12 protein-coding genes are annotated in these 16,313 nt (G+C 63.0%); 7 read left to right on the top strand and 5 right to left on the bottom strand.

Annotation, left to right across the window (positions count from 1 at the left end):
• Positions 1-41: 41 nt before the first annotated feature.
• Complete coding sequence (locus tag GFD32_RS13585) at positions 42-1,013, bottom strand: sigma-54 interaction domain-containing protein (RefSeq protein ID WP_163577148.1); 972 nt, start codon at positions 1,011-1,013, stop codon at positions 42-44.
• The gene (locus tag GFD32_RS13590; RefSeq protein ID WP_163577149.1) at positions 1,010-1,711 is read right to left on the bottom strand and encodes a sulfite exporter TauE/SafE family protein; all 702 of its coding nucleotides are present in this window, start codon (positions 1,709-1,711) and stop codon (positions 1,010-1,012) included. The genes GFD32_RS13585 and GFD32_RS13590 overlap by 4 nt, the downstream gene beginning before the upstream one ends.
• 482 nt (positions 1,712-2,193) lie before the next feature.
• Here GFD32_RS13590 and GFD32_RS13595 point away from each other — a divergent pair, with 482 nt between their 5' ends.
• The 5 genes from GFD32_RS13595 (at position 2,194) to GFD32_RS13615 (ending at position 10,353) form a co-directional block, all read left to right on the top strand.
• Positions 2,194-4,161, top strand: coding sequence for a TonB-dependent copper receptor (locus GFD32_RS13595; RefSeq protein ID WP_163577150.1), 1,968 nt, complete (start codon positions 2,194-2,196; stop codon positions 4,159-4,161).
• Between the two features lie 469 nt (positions 4,162-4,630).
• On the top strand, positions 4,631-6,775 hold the full coding sequence (gene nosR, locus GFD32_RS13600) for a transcriptional regulator NosR (protein ID WP_240455658.1): 2,145 nt from the start codon (positions 4,631-4,633) through the stop codon (positions 6,773-6,775).
• 87 nt (positions 6,776-6,862) lie between these two features.
• Complete coding sequence (gene nosZ, locus GFD32_RS13605) at positions 6,863-8,788, top strand: TAT-dependent nitrous-oxide reductase (RefSeq protein ID WP_407081079.1); 1,926 nt, start codon at positions 6,863-6,865, stop codon at positions 8,786-8,788.
• 194 nt (positions 8,789-8,982) lie between these two features.
• Positions 8,983-9,510, top strand: a complete 528-nt coding sequence (locus GFD32_RS13610) for a nitrous oxide reductase accessory protein NosL (RefSeq protein WP_163577152.1) — start codon at positions 8,983-8,985, stop codon at positions 9,508-9,510.
• Between the two features lie 66 nt (positions 9,511-9,576).
• A complete protein-coding gene (locus tag GFD32_RS13615; RefSeq protein WP_163577153.1) occupies positions 9,577-10,353 on the top strand; it encodes a ferredoxin--NADP reductase in 777 nt (258 codons plus the stop codon).
• A gap of 6 nt (positions 10,354-10,359) precedes the next feature.
• Here the strand turns inward: GFD32_RS13615 and GFD32_RS13620 are convergent, their stop codons facing one another.
• The 3 genes from GFD32_RS13620 to GFD32_RS13630 form a co-directional block, all read right to left on the bottom strand.
• Positions 10,360-10,914 carry a hypothetical protein gene (locus GFD32_RS13620; protein WP_163577154.1) on the bottom strand — a complete coding sequence of 185 codons (555 nt, stop codon included), beginning with the start codon at positions 10,912-10,914 and terminating at the stop codon, positions 10,360-10,362.
• 94 nt (positions 10,915-11,008) lie between these two features.
• On the bottom strand, positions 11,009-11,377 hold the full coding sequence (locus tag GFD32_RS13625) for a c-type cytochrome (protein WP_163577155.1): 369 nt from the start codon (positions 11,375-11,377) through the stop codon (positions 11,009-11,011).
• An 89-nt stretch (positions 11,378-11,466) separates the two neighbouring features.
• On the bottom strand, positions 11,467-11,805 hold the full coding sequence (locus GFD32_RS13630; RefSeq protein ID WP_163577156.1) for a hypothetical protein: 339 nt from the start codon (positions 11,803-11,805) through the stop codon (positions 11,467-11,469).
• A 296-nt stretch (positions 11,806-12,101) separates the two neighbouring features.
• Between GFD32_RS13630 and nosR (GFD32_RS13635) the strand changes: the two genes are divergently transcribed.
• Positions 12,102-14,243: a transcriptional regulator NosR gene (gene nosR, locus GFD32_RS13635; protein WP_163577157.1), complete on the top strand. Its 2,142-nt coding sequence runs from the start codon at positions 12,102-12,104 to the stop codon at positions 14,241-14,243.
• Between the two features lie 123 nt (positions 14,244-14,366).
• Complete coding sequence (gene nosZ / locus GFD32_RS13640; RefSeq protein ID WP_163577158.1) at positions 14,367-16,292, top strand: TAT-dependent nitrous-oxide reductase; 1,926 nt, start codon at positions 14,367-14,369, stop codon at positions 16,290-16,292.
• Positions 16,293-16,313 lie beyond the last annotated feature (21 nt).

Raw genomic sequence — 16,313 nt, forward strand, 5'->3', positions numbered from 1 at the left:
GCCATCAGTGTCATCGTCTCAGAGGGCGTTCAAACGCCCTCTTAGGCGATGGCGTGCTTCTTCATGCGGTACAGCAGCGTATCGCGCGTCAAACCCAGCAGGCGTGCCGCCTGTGAGCGGTTGCCGCCGCTCTGGTCCAGTGCCTGGCGGATCAGTTGCTCTTCCAGCAGGGCCAGGTCCATGCCGCAGGTCGGTAGCTGCCACTCACCAGTATCATCCCGACCGCCAGCCTGTGGCGGGCACAGCCAGCCGTCGGGGATGTCTTCCGGCCCCAGCGTATGGCCCGGCAGCAGAACCACGCAGCGCTCAACCAGGTTGCGCAGCTCGCGGACGTTGCCGGGCCAGGAGTGGCAGGCCAGCCGTTTCAGCAGCGGTTTGGAGAAGGTCGGTGCGCTGACGCCGTGACGCTCGGCCAGCGCGTTGGCAAAGCGCGATACCAACAGGGGGAGATCGTCGTCGCGCTCGCGCAGTGCGGGAAGTTCCAGCGGAATGACATGCAGCCGATAGAAGAGGTCCTCGCGGAAGCTTCCCTGCGCCACACGGCGGCGCAGGTCCTGGTGCGTGGCGGCGAGTATCCGGACATCGACGTGCTCCGCATGGCTGGCGCCCAGCGCCTGGCACTCCCCCTGTTCCAGAAAGCGCAGCAGCTTGGCCTGGGCTGCCAACGGCAGTTCGGCGATTTCATCGAGAAACAGCGTGCCGCCGTGGGCCTGCTGTACGCGTCCGAGCCGGTCGGTTTCGGCGCCGGTGAAGGCGCCGCGCTGGTAGCCGAATAGCTCCGACTCGATCAGCTCGTCCGGCAGGGCGGCACAGTTGAGCGTCACCCAGGGGCCCGCGGTGCGGCGACTTTCCCCATGTAGCAGCCTGGCCAGCAGTTCCTTGCCGGTGCCGCTCTCGCCGAGTATCAGCACCGTGGCGTCGGTTGCCGCTACCAGGCGTGCCGAGCGAATCACCGCCTGCAGCGCCGGCGATTCGCCGATCATCGCCGCCTCGTATGGTATGCGGTGCGTCATGACGCGATCCCTTTCATGATGTCCTCCCAATGGGCCAGTGCCAGCGGCAGCGGTGCCAGTCCGATGATCAGCACCCCGGCCAGCCGCCGCACCGCCGGTGTGCGCAGCCGCGGGACGATGTGGCTGGCCATCACACCCACCGTGAACAGCATGGGCAGCGTGCCGAGCCCGAAGAACCCCATGAACAGGGCGCCGCGCCAGGCCGATTCGGTGGTCAGGCTGTAGGCCAGCGCCGCATAGACCAGTCCGCAGGGCAGCCAACCCCATACCATGCCGAAGGCATAGGCGTGCGGCAGACGGCGCACCGGCAGCAGCCGTCGTCCCAGCGGTTCCAGGTGCTGCCACAGTGGTCGTCCCAGGGTCTCGATGCGGGCGAAGCGAGGAAACCAGCCGGCAATGTGCAGACCCACTGCCGTCAGGGAGAGGGCGCCCAGGCTGCCCATCACCAGTGGGTCGCTGGCTCCCAGCGAGGCGAGTACGGCTCCGGCGCCGCCCGCTGCCAGGCCGCCGGCGATGGTATAGCTGCCGATGCGACCGGCGTTGTAGGCCAGGTTGAAGGCCGGCAGGCGCTGCGGATGCTGGCGTACTTCCGGGGCGAGGCTGAAGGTCAGCGCCCCGGCAATACCTCCGCACATGCCCAGGCAGTGCGTGCTGCTGAACAGGCCGAGCAGGAAGGCGACCGTCCACTCCGCGGTCATCAGCCTCGTTCCCCAGCTAACGGGTCATGGCGGATACCCATTGTGGCATTTGCCGCGGTGAACATGGCAATTGCCACAAGGCTTGTGACAGGAGCGGCGAGCTTTCTCTTGAGGGGTACCGCTGGTCGAGCGCACTTCGCTTTTGAATCAATGAGATACATTGTCTCCATCCGCAAACAGCAGATTGGCATGGAACCTGCTTGGTAAGTCATACCGTTTCAAGAGAGAAGTGCCTCCGGCCCCACAAAGGGGCCTTTTTTGGTTTGGCGTTCGCTCGGCATGCTGCTATGCCAATTGCCGCAATGCCTTGGGTATATCACGCATTCACGATGAATGGTCACCGCCTTGAGTCACACCGAAATGCTGAACAATGGAAAAGAAGCACGAAAAATCAATTGATTAGTTTTATTTTCCTGGTTTTTCTCATGTATGGAACCCATTTTGCATGAAGTGAGCGCTTTTTCATTGTCGGAGATCATTGCATGTTTAACCGCTCACGCTTTCCACTCGCCCCTCTGGCTGCCGCCGTCGCCTTGCTGCCCGGCCATGCGGCATTCGCAGATAAAGGTGAGACGCAGTCGTCGGCAACTCTGTCGCCCCTGGTGATCACCGCACCGGCCATGAGCGATCCATACACTGTCACGACCGATACGCGTCAGCCCCGTCTGCCACTGCCGGCCCAGGATGGCGGTGCCTTCCTCGAGTCCATCCCAGGCTTTGCCGTCAGCCGCAAAGGTGGTACCAGCGGAGATCCGGCGCTACGTGGGCTGGGTGGCTCGCGGCTCAACATCCAGGTGGATGGAGCCAATATTCTCGGCGGTTGTGGTGGGCGTATGGACCCTCCCACTGCTTATATCTTCCCTCAAGCCTATGACCGTGTGGAGGTGATCAAGGGGCCCCAGAGCGTGCGGTATGGCGTGGCACCGGCCGGGGTGGTGCGCTTCGAGCGTGACAAGCCGGTGCTGACTGAGTCTACCGTAGAGGGATTTACCAGCACCACGCTGGGCAGCCGCGACCGTTTCGACCTGGTCGGTGACGTGACTGCCGGCAATCAGCAGGGCTATGTACGCTTGATCGGTACGCTCTCCGAGCAAGATGACTATCAGGACGGCGACGGCCACGATGTCCATTCGCAGTACAACCGTTGGAGCGGTACCGCCATCGTCGGCTGGACGCCGGATGCCGACACCCGCATCGAGCTGGCCGTTGATCGCAGTGACGCCGAGGCCGCCTATGACGACCGCGGCATGGACGGAACCGAGTTCGACCGTACCGGCTATACGCTGAGTTTGGCGCGCCGGAATCTCACGCCCTGGCTGGCAGAAGTCGAAGCGCTGTTCTACTACAACGACATCGACCATGTCATGGACAACTTCCGGCTGCGTGAACCACCCGGCATGCGCATGGCTAGCAACCCTGATCGCCGTACCCAGGGAGGCCGGCTGGCAGCCGAAGTGCTGCTGGGCGAGTCGACATCGCTGTCGACGGGGTTCGACTATGTCGAGAATCGCCATCGTTGGCGTGGCACGACCGATTGGCGCAATCAGCCTCGCACCGAGCGAGCCGAGTTCACCGACTACGGCGCCTTTGCCGAGCTGGAGCGAGAGCTCGACGAGCGCAACTGGCTGACGCTGGGGCTACGCACGGATCGCTCAGAAGCGGAAGCGCTCAACCCTGCTGGTTTTGGCGGTGCCGAGCGAGGGGATACCGAACGCTCGGCTCTCTGGAGTGGTTTCGTGCGCTACGAACATGTCCTCGAGGCCCAGCCGGCCAGTCTGTTTGTGGGAGTGGGGCGTGCCGAGCGGGCTGGGGATTTCTGGGAGCGAAGCCGGGTCTTCGATCTGGATAGCGAAGTGCTGACTCAGCTCGATACCGGAGCCAGCTGGCGGGGAGCGCGCTTGAGTGCCAACCTGTCGCTGTTCCATGGCTGGTACGACAACTATCTGTTGATCGACGAAACAGGAGCCGCTCCGCGGGCTCGCAACGTCGATGCGACTACTTATGGAGCCGAAGCCGACATGACGCTGAGTCTCTCTGACAGCTGGAGTCTGAGCGGGAGTCTGGCTTGGGTGCATAGCGACAACGACTCCGACGACCGCCCGCTGGCCCAGACTCCACCACTGGAGGTCACGCTGGGGCTCGACTATGCCCAGAATGCCTATTTCGGCGGCCTGCTGTGGCGTGGTGTGGCCCGTCAGGATCGTATCGCCGAGGGCCAGGGCACCATCTACAGCCTGGACACGCGGGAGACGCCCGGATTCGCTACCGTCTCTGCCTACGCGGGCCGCGACCTCTTCCACAACATCACGCTGACGCTGGGTGTGGATAACCTGTTCGATCGCACCTATGCCGAGCACATCCAGCGTGGCAGTGCGGACCTGGGGGCTTCCTCCGACCCCGTCAACGAGCCCGGCAGGATCGCCTGGGCCAATTTGACGATGCGATTCTGAGTCTCGCGTCACGTTTTTACGAGCCCGTCATTTCGGCGGGTTCGTAGTATTTGGAAGAGCCGTTTTTCGTTCAGCAATATACCAAGCAACAACAAGAATCGATGCCAGAAAGGCAGTTTGTTGAGTCAAGTTGTCGCATTTAGGTTATCGATAAATTCTTTTTTGATATAGATCATCTTTTCCCACCGCCTGACCGCTAAGCTGAGCGGTAAAACAACATCCTGTATGCGACTTAAGGCGCAGCGCTGGCTCAGCAGAGCCTCGCTGCATTTTCGGTCAACCCATTGATATTAAAAATCATATTCTCGGTAATCTTGCTTAATGACTTCCTGAGAAGTCATGCCGCCGTTCTGTTGGAAATCCGGAAGAAAGCCATCTTATAAGCAAATATTCCGGTCATTTTTGCGAGAAAGGCAGCTACCCGGTAACCGAATTCAGTGTGAATGAGCGGATGATGGAGACAGTTTATATGGGGAAGATCGGGGCATGGGTAGTGTCGGTCGTGGCTCTCTTGATGGTGTCGCTTTCGTCGCTTGCCTATTCGCAGGATGAGCCACGGGACTGGCTGCCCGAGGTTTTTCCGGAGGCGGATGCCGTGGGCGAGGCCGTCGAGGGCGTGGAGGCGGTGACCGTGCTGCGCGACGGCGAACCGGCGGGCTACGTCTTCGAGACCAACGACATCGCGCCGATTCCCGCCTACTCCGGGCATCCGGTCAACATGCGCGTGGGGCTCGACCTCGAGGGGCGCATCACCGGCGTGCAGGTGCTGGAACACTCCGAGCCGATCATGCTGGTGGGCATTCCCGAATCGGTGCTCGACGACTTCGTCGCCCAGTACCACGGCAAGACGGTGCAGCAGAAGGTGCGCGTGGGGCTGTCGCGAAAGCAGCGCGAAGGCGTCGAGCGCGTCGATGCGGTGTCCGGGGCCACCGTCACCGTAGTGGTGATGGGCGAAGGCATCATGCGTTCGGCGCGGCGCGTGGCGCGCCATGTCGGCATTCTCAGCGGCGGCGGCATCACCGAACACGCCCGGGTGCGCGACGACCTCTTCGAAGAGGCGAGCTGGAGCGAGCTACGCGAGCAGGGCGTCATTGGCAATCTGTACCTGACCCGCGGTGAGGTCGACGACGCCTTCGAGGGCACGGAGGCCGAAGACGTCGATCCCGTCCCCGAGGGAGCCGAGGACGAGACCTTCATCGACCTCTACTTCGCCTACCTCAATGTGCCCACCATCGGTCGCAACCTGCTCGGCGAGCGCCAGTACGACGACCTGATGGAAGCGCTGGGCGAAGACGAACACGCCCTGGCGATCATGGCCGACGGCCGCTACTCCTTCAAAGGCTCCGGCTTCGTGCGCGGCGGCATCTACGACCGCATCCTGATTCACCATGAAGGGCGTGCCGACCAGTTCCACGACAGCGACATGCGCCGTCTGTGGGGCATCGAAGCCGACGGGGCACCGACGCTGCCCGAGCGCGACATCTTCATCCTGCGCGAGGCCTCGCGCTTCGACCCCGGCAAGCCCTGGGAGCTGGAACTGCTGGTGCGCCGCCAGGTCGGTGCGCTGGACACCGAGTTCGCCAGTTTCTCCTCCGAAGTCCAGGTGCCCGAACGTTTCCTCGACGTTCCTGAGCCGGCCGCCGACGCCATGGCCGATGAGGAGAACGCCCCGCTGTGGGTGAGCGTGTGGGAAGACCGCGTGCTGCACATCACGGTGCTGGGTGCCGGCCTCGGCGTGCTCACTGCGATTCTGCTATTCCAGGACTGGCTGGTGCGCCGCCCGCGCCTGCTGCACGTGCTGCGCTACGGCTTTCTGATCTACACCGTGGTGTTCATCGGCTGGTACGCCCTGGCGCAGCTGTCGGTGGTCAACATCCTGACCTTCACCAACGCCCTGTTCACCGACTTCCAGTGGTCCACCTTCCTGATGGACCCGATGATGTTCATCCTGTGGAGCTTCGTCGCGGTGACGCTGCTGCTGTGGGGTCGCGGCGTGTTCTGCGGCTGGCTGTGTCCGTTCGGCGCCATGCAGGAGCTGATCAGCGCCGTGGCGCGCAAGCTCAAGGTCCCCCAGCTCTCGGTGCCCTTCATGCTGCACGAGCGGCTGTGGGCGCTGAAGTACATCATTCTGCTGGGTCTGTTCGCGGTGTCGCTGCAGTCGCTGGGCCAGGCCGAGCGCTACGCCGAGGTGGAGCCGTTCAAGACGGCGGTGCTGCTCAAGTTCCAGCGCGAATGGGGCTTCGTACTGTATGCCGGGCTGCTGCTGGCGATCAGCGCCTTCAACCACAAGTTCTACTGCCGCTACGTGTGCCCGCTGGGCGCCGGGCTGGCGATTCCCGCGCGCATTCGGCTGTTCGACTGGCTGCGCCGCCACAAGGAGTGCGGCAAGCCGTGCCAGATCTGCGCCCACGAGTGCGAGATTGGGGCGATTCACCCCGACGGTCGGATCAATCCCAACGAGTGCCACTACTGCCTGGACTGCCAGGTGACGTATTACGACGACCGCAAGTGCCCGCCGATGGTGGTTCAGCGCAAGAAGCGCGAGAAGGCATCGCGGCTGAGCAGCAAGGCGGCGGACGAGCAGCGCATTCCCGTCACGGAGATGGCCGAGTAGCACGAAAAGTCGGCGACGGCTTACGGATGAAGCCTGGGGAGCGGCTCAGAGACGTTTCTTGCATGGAACCGGAAGGAGATCAGAACCATGAGCGAACACAAAGACGATGGCCGAATGGCCGAAACCGCCACTATCGAGCCATCAGTCAACGAGGGACGCCGCCGTTTTTTGGCGGGTAGTGCGGCACTCGGCGCCGCGGGTATGGCAGGGGTGGCCGGGGTGACAGGCACCGGTACGTTGGTGCGCAGCCAGTCGGCCCAGGCGGCCAGTGAGAGCGGTGACGCGAGTATTCATGTGGCACCGGGTCAGTTGGATTCCTACTACGGGTTCTGGAGCAGCGGCCAGACCGGCGAGGTTCGAGTGTTTGGGGTGCCTTCCATGCGCGAACTGACGCGCATCCCGGTCTTCAATCGCTGCTCGGCCACCGGCTGGGGGCAGACCAATGAAAGCCTGGCTGTACTGGGGGAAAACGCCAAGTGGCAGAACGGAGACCTCCACCATATCCACATGAGCTACACCGATGGCAAGTACGATGGCCGCTATCTGTACATGAACGACAAGGCCAACACCCGCGTGGCGCGCGTGCGCCTGGATATCATGCGCTGCGACAAGATGGTGCACATCCCCAACGCTCATGGTATCCACGGCCTGCGCGTGCAGAAGGCGCCCAAGACCGGCTACGTGTTCGCCAACGGCGAGATGATCGTACCGTTGCCCAACGACGGGCGTGACCTCGACGACCCGTCTCAATACTGGTCCGTGTTCACCGGCATCGACGGCGAGAGCATGGAAATCAAGTGGCAGGTGTGGGTCGATGGCAACCTCGATAATACCAACTGTGACTACTCAGGGCGTTTCGCCATCTCCACTTGTTACAACGCCGAGCGCGGCGTCGTGCTGGCGGAGAAGATGCGACTCGAACGTGACTGGGTGGTGGTCTTCGACATCCCTGCCATCGAGCGCGCCGTGGAGAACGGCGACTACGTGACCTTTGGCGACAGCGACATTCCGGTGGTCGATGGCCGCGGTGAGGACAACCCCTTTACCCGCTATATCCCGGTGCCCAAGAACCCGCACGGCATCAACGCGTCTCCCGATGGCAATTACCTGATCGCCAACGGCAAGTTGTCACCGACTTGCACCGTCATCGACGCACGCAAGCTGCCCGACCTGTTCGACGACAAGATCGAGTTGCGCGATGTCGTGGCCGCCGAGCCGGAGCTGGGTCTGGGGCCGCTGCATACCACCTTCGACGGTCGCGGCAATGCCTACACCACGCTGTTCATCGACAGCCAGGTGGTGAAGTGGAACGTTGCTGAGGCGATTCGCCATTACGCTGGGGATGACGTCAGCTACATTCGCCAGAAGCTCGATGTCCACTACCAGCCCGGCCATCTCAACGCCTCCCTTGCCGAAACCGCCGAAGCCGATGGCCGGTGGCTGGTGGTCCTCAGCAAGTTCTCCAAGGACCGTTTCCTGCCGTCAGGCCCGTTGCATCCCGAGAACGATCAGTTGGTCGATATCTCCGGCGATGAAATGAAACTGGTGCACGATGGGCCGACCTTTGCCGAGCCGCATGATTGTATTCTGTGCCGCCCCGATCAGGTGTCGCCGGCCAAGATCTATGACCGCGACGATCCCTACTGGAGCCAGGCACGGCAGTGGGCCGAGGAAGATGACATCACTCTCGAGACGGACAGCAAGGTGGTTCGTCATGGCAATCGAGTGCGCGTCTATCTGACGGCAGTCGCCCCGCAATACAGCATGAGTGAGTTCCGTGTGAGGCAGGGGGATGAAGTGACCGTGATCGTCACCAATTTGGACAAGATCGAGGACCTCAGTCACGGCTTCTCGATCATCAACTATGGCATCAACATGGAGGTCAACCCGCAGCAGACGTCGTCGGTGACCTTCACGGCGGACAGAGCTGGGGTGTACTGGTATTACTGCTCTTGGTTCTGTCACGCGCTGCACATGGAAATGGCCGGTCGCATGCTGGTCGACCCGGCCTGATTGATTCCGTCGTGCCACCGGGGTCGGTCCGCAGGGGCGATCCCGGACCTTCATCGGCGCTGATTTCGCCGTCCATGCAGGGCGCGCCGCTTCGGTGAGTCGTGGTATCGCTGGGTGCGGCATTATGGATCTTTTTCCGGCAGGAAGCGTAATTCAAGATCCTTGATGATGACCGACTTATCGGGAGAGTGAGAATGCTGACACGCCGAACCTTCGTGATCGTGCTGGGCGGCCTATCGTTGGCCGGGTTGTCGGGCTGTGGTGGTGAAGAGCAGTCGAGCATCGCTTGCTCGCCCGAGCCCATCGGCGACGGCGACGAGTGTGCAGTGTGCGGCATGTTCATCGCGAATTATCCCGGCCCTAAGGCTCAGGCATGTCTGCGCGATGGTCGGCTGCTCAAGTTCTGCTCCACCTCGGATATGTTCGTGTGGCTGCTGCAGCCGGATTCCGTGCCGCAGTTGAGCCAAGCATTCGTCCATGACGTAGGACGGACCGAGTGGAATGCACCCTCCGATGACGCTTATATCGCCGCTGATACGGCTATTTACGTGACCGAACAACCGCTGATGGGTGCCATGGGGCCGACCCTTGCCGCTTTCGGCAGTCATGCCGATGCCGAGGCTTTCATGGCTGAACACGGTGGTCGCCAGCTGGCTTTCGAGGAAGTCGACGTGGCCACCATCAACGAGTTGGTTCGCTCACACGTTCAGCGCGGCATGTAGTGGCAACTAGCCACGGTTCTGCCATGCCGACCGCTGCCAATTCATTGAGGGAAAGACGGAGATGAGATGAGCAAATTCGCCCTGGAAGAGGTTTTGAGCGTCCACCACTGGAACGACACTCTGTTCAGCTTCTGCACTACCCGCGAGCGCAGCCTGCGCTTCAAGAACGGCCAGTTCGTGATGATCGGCCTCGAGGTGAGCGGTAAGCCGCTGATGCGTGCCTACTCCATTGCCAGCCCCAACTACGAAGATCACCTGGAGTTCTTGAGCATTAAGGTGCCGGATGGCCCGCTCACTTCGCGGTTGCAGCATCTTCGGGTGGGGGATTCCATCATGGTCAGCCGCAAGCCCACCGGGACCCTGGTGATCGACGACCTGCTGCCGGGGCGTCATCTCTATTTGCTGGCGACAGGGACCGGGTTAGCGCCCTTCATGAGCGTGATACAGGACCCCGAAACCTATGAGCGTTTCGCGAAGGTGGTGCTGGTGCACGGCGTGCGCCGGGTCAGCGAACTCGCTTATTCGGACTTCATCACCCGGGAGCTGCCGGCCCACGAATACCTGGGCGATGAGATCCGCGACAAGCTCATCTATTACCCTACCGTGACTCGGGAGGCGTTCCACACCCAGGGACGACTCACCGACCATATCCGCAGCGGCAAGCTGGCCGAGGACACGGGACTGCCGGCGCTCGATCCGCAACGGGATCGCGCCATGATCTGCGGCAGCCCCTCGATGCTCGATTCGACCAGTAACCTGCTCGATGAGCTGGGCTTCACCATCTCGCCACGTCAGGGCGAGCCGGCCGACTATGTGATCGAGCGCGCCTTCGTCGAGCGCTGAGCGGCGTCACGGCGTGCCGTCGGCTGCCAGGCAGAGTCTTTCTGCCCGGGCGATGGCGGCGTCCGCGCCGTTCAGGGTGAAGGTCAGGAACCAGCGCTCGTCCTCTTCGAGGGTGAAGCGCAGTCGCAGCGTTTCGCCCTGGCGCATTTCCTCCATCAATAGCGTCTGCTGCGGTAGATAGAATTGGGCGTAGAAGCCACTGTCGCCGCGCTCGGTGATGAACTCGGCCATGCCGCTGTGAATGGTCTCGTGATCGACGCGAAAGTCGGCGGGCACCAGGTTGACCGCCCGGTCTGCCGCCTGGCGCTCGTCGAGGTCGACGCGCACTTCCAGCCAGGGTAGGTCGCATACGCCCGCGGTGTGGTTGAGGCTGAGGATGGTGTCGCTGTAGCTGTCGGCTTCCAGAGCGCGGAAGTGGCGCTCCTCGCCGAGGCTCAGCACGGCCGACTGCCAGTTCTCGTGGCGCTGCAGGGCTTCGGCATTGAAGGTGGTGGCCTGGGCGCCGGTCAGCAGGCCGATGAGTGGCAGGCAGGCGAGAGCGGCAGTTGGGCAACGCGGCATGTCAGAGCTTCCCGAGGCAGGCGCAGGCAGTGGTGAAGGCAGCATGGTAGCAGTCGGGCGGCCCCTCGGCGACGCAGCGCGGGCGCGGCTGGCATCATTCGAGTCGAGAGTAGTGAGCGGCCAGGTCGGCAATGTCCTGATCGCTGAGACCGCGGGTCATGCTCTCCATCAGGTGGCTGCTTTCGCCGGCGCGAAACGCCTTCAGTCGCTCGATGATGTGGGACTCGGGCAGACCGGCGATGGTGGCGTAGCGAGTGGTGAGGCTGTGGCCGTCGGGGCCGTGGCAGCTTTCGCACAGGTGGGCCATGGCGGCCCCGCGTTCGGCGTTGCCACTGGGCATGTCGGTCGTGTCCGACGCTGCCGTGTTCTCGTTGCGATTGGCTGTGCCGCCGGCCATGGCCGGGATGCCCATGACGATGAGCGTCAGGGCACAGGCCGTGGTGAGCGTCCTGAGTGGGTGCATGGTCGTCTCATTGCAGTTCGCCATTGGTCGCCAGCATAGCGTGGTAGCCAACCGACATGCCTTGACGAATGTCAGCCAGGTGCAGGCGCTCAGTCGAAGTCTCGGCTGGGCAGCAACCAGTCCTCGGAGGGGCGGTGGCCGGCCTGCTCGGCTTGCTGATACTGCTCCACCATGACATCGGCGATGGCCGTCAGACAGGCATCCAGACTGGCATGCTCGTCGCCGCTCTCGAAAGCCGGCTCTTTTTGCAATGGTGTCTGAATGTAGTGGCTCTGCTCGGCACTGTAACGCTGATTGGCCAGCTGGCGGTAGACGCGAACGCGGATGGTGGTGGATATCTCGCCCAGGCAGAAGGCGAACTCCGTCACCAAGTGGCGCTGTTGCGTGATCAGCGAATGGGGGACGGGGCGGGGTTCTTCCGGGGGCATGGCGGCTCCTTGCCACAAACGCATGGGGATGATCCGAGCCTAGCACTACGCTCTGCTGACGAGAAGCGGGCCGTGACGCTTTGCCCCAGCGGATGAGAGCAAACGCTCTGGTCACGCAGAGTTGCGGAGAACGAGGGATGGCAAGTCGGGGTTGATGCAGGTCAGGGTTTCTGCTGCCTTGTGTGCTAACGTTGATCATGCTTGAAAAATACTTCTTTTGTCGCTGCCGTCGCTCGTCCCGCCTTTAGCTAGCCGAGTGACTTCCAGACGACAGGCGAGCGCATGGAGACGAGTGAATGAGGGCGTTGCACACCGCGCTGAGGGTGCTGGTTCTGCTGGCGATGACCTGGATGTCACCGACCGTGATGGCGGCAGACTGGCTGCCCGAGGTTTTTCCGGAGGCGGATGCCGTGGGCGAGGCCGTCGAGGGCGTGGAGGCGGTGACCGTGCTGCGCGACGGCGAACCGGCGGGCTACGTCTTCGAGACCAACGACATCGCGCCGATTCCCGCCTACTCCGGGCATCCGGTCAACATGCGCGTGGGGCTCGACCTCGAGGGGCGCATCACCGGCGTGCAGGTGCTGGAACACTCCGAGCCGATCATGCTGGTGGGCATTCCCGAATCGGTGCTCGACGACTTCGTCGCCCAGTACCACGGCAAGACGGTGCAGCAGAAGGTGCGCGTGGGGCTGTCGCGAAAGCAGCGCGAAGGCGTCGAGCGCGTCGATGCGGTGTCCGGGGCCACCGTCACCGTAGTGGTGATGGGCGAAGGCATCATGCGTTCGGCGCGGCGCGTGGCGCGCCATGTCGGCATTCTCAGCGGCGGCGGCATCACCGAACACGCCCGGGTGCGCGACGACCTCTTCGAAGAGGCGAGCTGGAGCGAGCTACGCGAGCAGGGCGTCATTGGCAATCTGTACCTGACCCGCGGTGAGGTCGACGACGCCTTCGAGGGCACGGAGGCCGAAGACGTCGATCCCGTCCCCGAGGGAGCCGAGGACGAGACCTTCATCGACCTCTACTTCGCCTACCTCAATGTGCCCACCATCGGTCGCAACCTGCTCGGCGAGCGCCAGTACGACGACCTGATGGAAGCGCTGGGCGAAGACGAACACGCCCTGGCGATCATGGCCGACGGCCGCTACTCCTTCAAAGGCTCCGGCTTCGTGCGCGGCGGCATCTACGACCGCATCCTGATTCACCATGAAGGGCGTGCCGACCAGTTCCACGACAGCGACATGCGCCGTCTGTGGGGCATCGAAGCCGACGGGGCACCGACGCTGCCCGAGCGCGACATCTTCATCCTGCGCGAGGCCTCGCGCTTCGACCCCGGCAAGCCCTGGGAGCTGGAACTGCTGGTGCGCCGCCAGGTCGGTGCGCTGGACACCGAGTTCGCCAGTTTCTCCTCCGAAGTCCAGGTGCCCGAACGTTTCCTCGACGTTCCTGAGCCGGCCGCCGACGCCATGGCCGATGAGGAGAACGCCCCGCTGTGGGTGAGCGTGTGGGAAGACCGCGTGCTGCACATCACGGTGCTGGGTGCCGGCCTCGGCGTGCTCACTGCGATTCTGCTATTCCAGGACTGGCTGGTGCGCCGCCCGCGCCTGCTGCACGTGCTGCGCTACGGCTTTCTGATCTACACCGTGGTGTTCATCGGCTGGTACGCCCTGGCGCAGCTGTCGGTGGTCAACATCCTGACCTTCACCAACGCCCTGTTCACCGACTTCCAGTGGTCCACCTTCCTGATGGACCCGATGATGTTCATCCTGTGGAGCTTCGTCGCGGTGACGCTGCTGCTGTGGGGTCGCGGCGTGTTCTGCGGCTGGCTGTGTCCGTTCGGCGCCATGCAGGAGCTGATCAGCGCCGTGGCGCGCAAGCTCAAGGTCCCCCAGCTCTCGGTGCCCTTCATGCTGCACGAGCGGCTGTGGGCGCTGAAGTACATCATTCTGCTGGGTCTGTTCGCGGTGTCGCTGCAGTCGCTGGGCCAGGCCGAGCGCTACGCCGAGGTGGAGCCGTTCAAGACGGCGGTGCTGCTCAAGTTCCAGCGCGAATGGGGCTTCGTACTGTATGCCGGGCTGCTGCTGGCGATCAGCGCCTTCAACCACAAGTTCTACTGCCGCTACGTGTGCCCGCTGGGCGCCGGGCTGGCGATTCCCGCGCGCATTCGGCTGTTCGACTGGCTGCGCCGCCACAAGGAGTGCGGCAAGCCGTGCCAGATCTGCGCCCACGAGTGCGAGATTGGGGCGATTCACCCCGACGGTCGGATCAATCCCAACGAGTGCCACTACTGCCTGGACTGCCAGGTGACGTATTACGACGACCGCAAGTGCCCGCCGATGGTGGTTCAGCGCAAGAAGCGCGAGAAGGCATCGCGGCTGAGCAGCAAGGCGGCGGACGAGCAGCGCATTCCCGCGACGGAAGTGTCGGGGAACGAGACCTGAAGGCGTGGGCCTGAAGGCGCAGCAAGGGCGGGACGCCACGACAACGAGCGCCTCGCCGGAAAACGCCGACCATAGAGTCGGTATCGAGAACTTCTCTCGACATAATGAAACGGAGGTAGTGCCATGAGTGATCAGCATCACGACGACAAGCCGGCCGAGGTGCCGGGCGCCACGGTCAACCAGGGACGTCGTCGCTTTCTCGCCGGCAGCGCCATGGTCGGTGCTGCTGGCGTGGCCGGGGCGACCGGTGTGGCCGGGGTCGGTGCCCTGACCCGCAGCCAGCCGACCCAGGCAGCCAGCAACGGTAACGGTCCCGACATTCACGTAGCGCCGGGCGAACTCGACGAGTACTACGGCTTCTGGAGCGGTGGCCACAGTGGCGAGGTGCGCGTCTACGGCGTGCCTTCCATGCGCGAGATCATGCGGATTCCGGTCTTCAACCACTGCTCGGCTTCCGGCTGGGGCATGACCAACGAATCCAAGCGCATCCTGGGCGACAGCCATCGCTTCACCAACGGCGATGCCCACCACCCGCACATCAGTTACACCGACGGTAGCCACGACGGCCGCTATCTGTTCATCAACGACAAGGCCAACACCCGCGTGGCGCGCGTGCGCCTGGACGTGTTCAAGACCGACAAGGTGGTCACCCTGCCCAACGTGCAGGCGATCCACGGTCTGCGTCTGCAGAAGGTGCCGCGCACCAACTACGTGTTCTGCAACGCGGAGTACATGATCCCGCAGCCCAACGACGGTCGCGATCTCAACGATCCGTCCAAGTACCACACCATGTGGAACGCCATCGACGCCGATACCATGGAAGTGAAGTGGCAGGTGATCGTCGACGGCAACCTGGACAACATGGATGCCGACTACACCGGCAAATATGCCGCGGCTACCTGCTACAACTCGGAAGGTGCCGTGGATCTGGCCGGCAAGATGCGCGCCGATCGCGACTGGGTGGTGGTGTTCAACATCGAGAACATCGAGAAGGCGGTGGCCGACGGCAACTTCACCACCATCGGCGATTCCGACGTGCCGGTCGTGGACGGTCGCAAGAGCGCCGATCTCAACGTCACCCGCTACGTGCCGGTGCCCAAGAACCCGCACGGGCTCAACACGTCCACCGATGGCAAGTACTTCATCGCTGCCGGCAAGCTCTCGCCCACCGTCACCATGATCGAGATCGCCAAGCTCGACGACCTGTTCGCCGGCAATCTGTCCGACGAGCGCGACGTGGTCGCCGCCGAGCCGGAGATCGGTCTGGGGCCGTTGCACACTACCTACGATGGCCGCGGCAACGCCTACACAACGGTGTTCATCGACAGCCAGATCGTGAAGTGGAACATGGACGCTGCGGTGCGCAACTACAACGGCGAGGACGTGGACTACATCATCCAGAAGCTCGACGTGCACTACCAGCCGGGCCACAACCATGCGACCCTCTCTGAGTCCAAGGACGCTGACGGCAAGTATTTGTTCTCATTGAACAAGTTCTCCAAGGACCGCTACCTGCCGGTGGGGCCGCTGCATCCCGAGAACGATCAGATGATCGACATCTCCGGCGACGAGATGAAGGTGATCCACGATACGCCCACCTTCGCCGAGCCCCACGATGCCGTGATCATTCGCCGTGACCAGATCTCCACCAAGCAGATCTGGGAACGCGACGACCCGTTCTTCGCCGAAACCGTGGCCATGGCCAAAGAGGATGGCATCAACCTGGAGACCGATAACCAGGTGATCCGCGACGGCAACAAGGTGCGCGTCTACATGACGTCGGTGGCGCCCAACTTCGGCACGACGGAGTTCACCGTCAAGCAGGGCGACGAGGTCACGGTGACCATCACCAACATGGACAAGGTCGAGGACTTGACCCACGGCTTCTGCATGGTGGGTCATGGGGTGAGCATGGAGGTCAGTCCGCAGCAGACTGCCTCCATCACCTTCACCGCCGACAAGCCCGGGGTGCACTGGTACTACTGCAACTGGTTCTGCCATGCGCTGCACATGGAAATGACGGGCCGCATGCTCGTCGAGCCGGCATAATGTCGGCTGGGGCCGGCCACG

It is taken from the genome of Halomonas faecis (assembly GCF_010993975.1).
Classification (GTDB): Bacteria; Pseudomonadota; Gammaproteobacteria; order Pseudomonadales; family Halomonadaceae; genus Halomonas; species Halomonas faecis.

What these genes read in the sequence shown, in the direction of transcription:
- GFD32_RS13585 (WP_163577148.1), bottom strand. Translation starts at nt 1,013, where the DNA reads ATGACGCACCGCATACCATACGAGGCGGCGATGATCGGCGAATCGCCG.
- GFD32_RS13590 (WP_163577149.1), bottom strand. Translation starts at nt 1,711, where the DNA reads ATGACCGCGGAGTGGACGGTCGCCTTCCTGCTCGGCCTGTTCAGCAGC.
- GFD32_RS13595 (WP_163577150.1), top strand. Translation starts at nt 2,194, where the DNA reads ATGTTTAACCGCTCACGCTTTCCACTCGCCCCTCTGGCTGCCGCCGTC.
- nosR (WP_240455658.1), top strand. Translation starts at nt 4,631, where the DNA reads ATGGGGAAGATCGGGGCATGGGTAGTGTCGGTCGTGGCTCTCTTGATG.
- nosZ (WP_407081079.1), top strand. Translation starts at nt 6,863, where the DNA reads ATGAGCGAACACAAAGACGATGGCCGAATGGCCGAAACCGCCACTATC.
- GFD32_RS13610 (WP_163577152.1), top strand. Translation starts at nt 8,983, where the DNA reads ATGCTGACACGCCGAACCTTCGTGATCGTGCTGGGCGGCCTATCGTTG.
- GFD32_RS13615 (WP_163577153.1), top strand. Translation starts at nt 9,577, where the DNA reads ATGAGCAAATTCGCCCTGGAAGAGGTTTTGAGCGTCCACCACTGGAAC.
- GFD32_RS13620 (WP_163577154.1), bottom strand. Translation starts at nt 10,914, where the DNA reads ATGCCGCGTTGCCCAACTGCCGCTCTCGCCTGCCTGCCACTCATCGGC.
- GFD32_RS13625 (WP_163577155.1), bottom strand. Translation starts at nt 11,377, where the DNA reads ATGCACCCACTCAGGACGCTCACCACGGCCTGTGCCCTGACGCTCATC.
- GFD32_RS13630 (WP_163577156.1), bottom strand. Translation starts at nt 11,805, where the DNA reads ATGCCCCCGGAAGAACCCCGCCCCGTCCCCCATTCGCTGATCACGCAA.
- nosR (WP_163577157.1), top strand. Translation starts at nt 12,102, where the DNA reads ATGAGGGCGTTGCACACCGCGCTGAGGGTGCTGGTTCTGCTGGCGATG.
- nosZ (WP_163577158.1), top strand. Translation starts at nt 14,367, where the DNA reads ATGAGTGATCAGCATCACGACGACAAGCCGGCCGAGGTGCCGGGCGCC.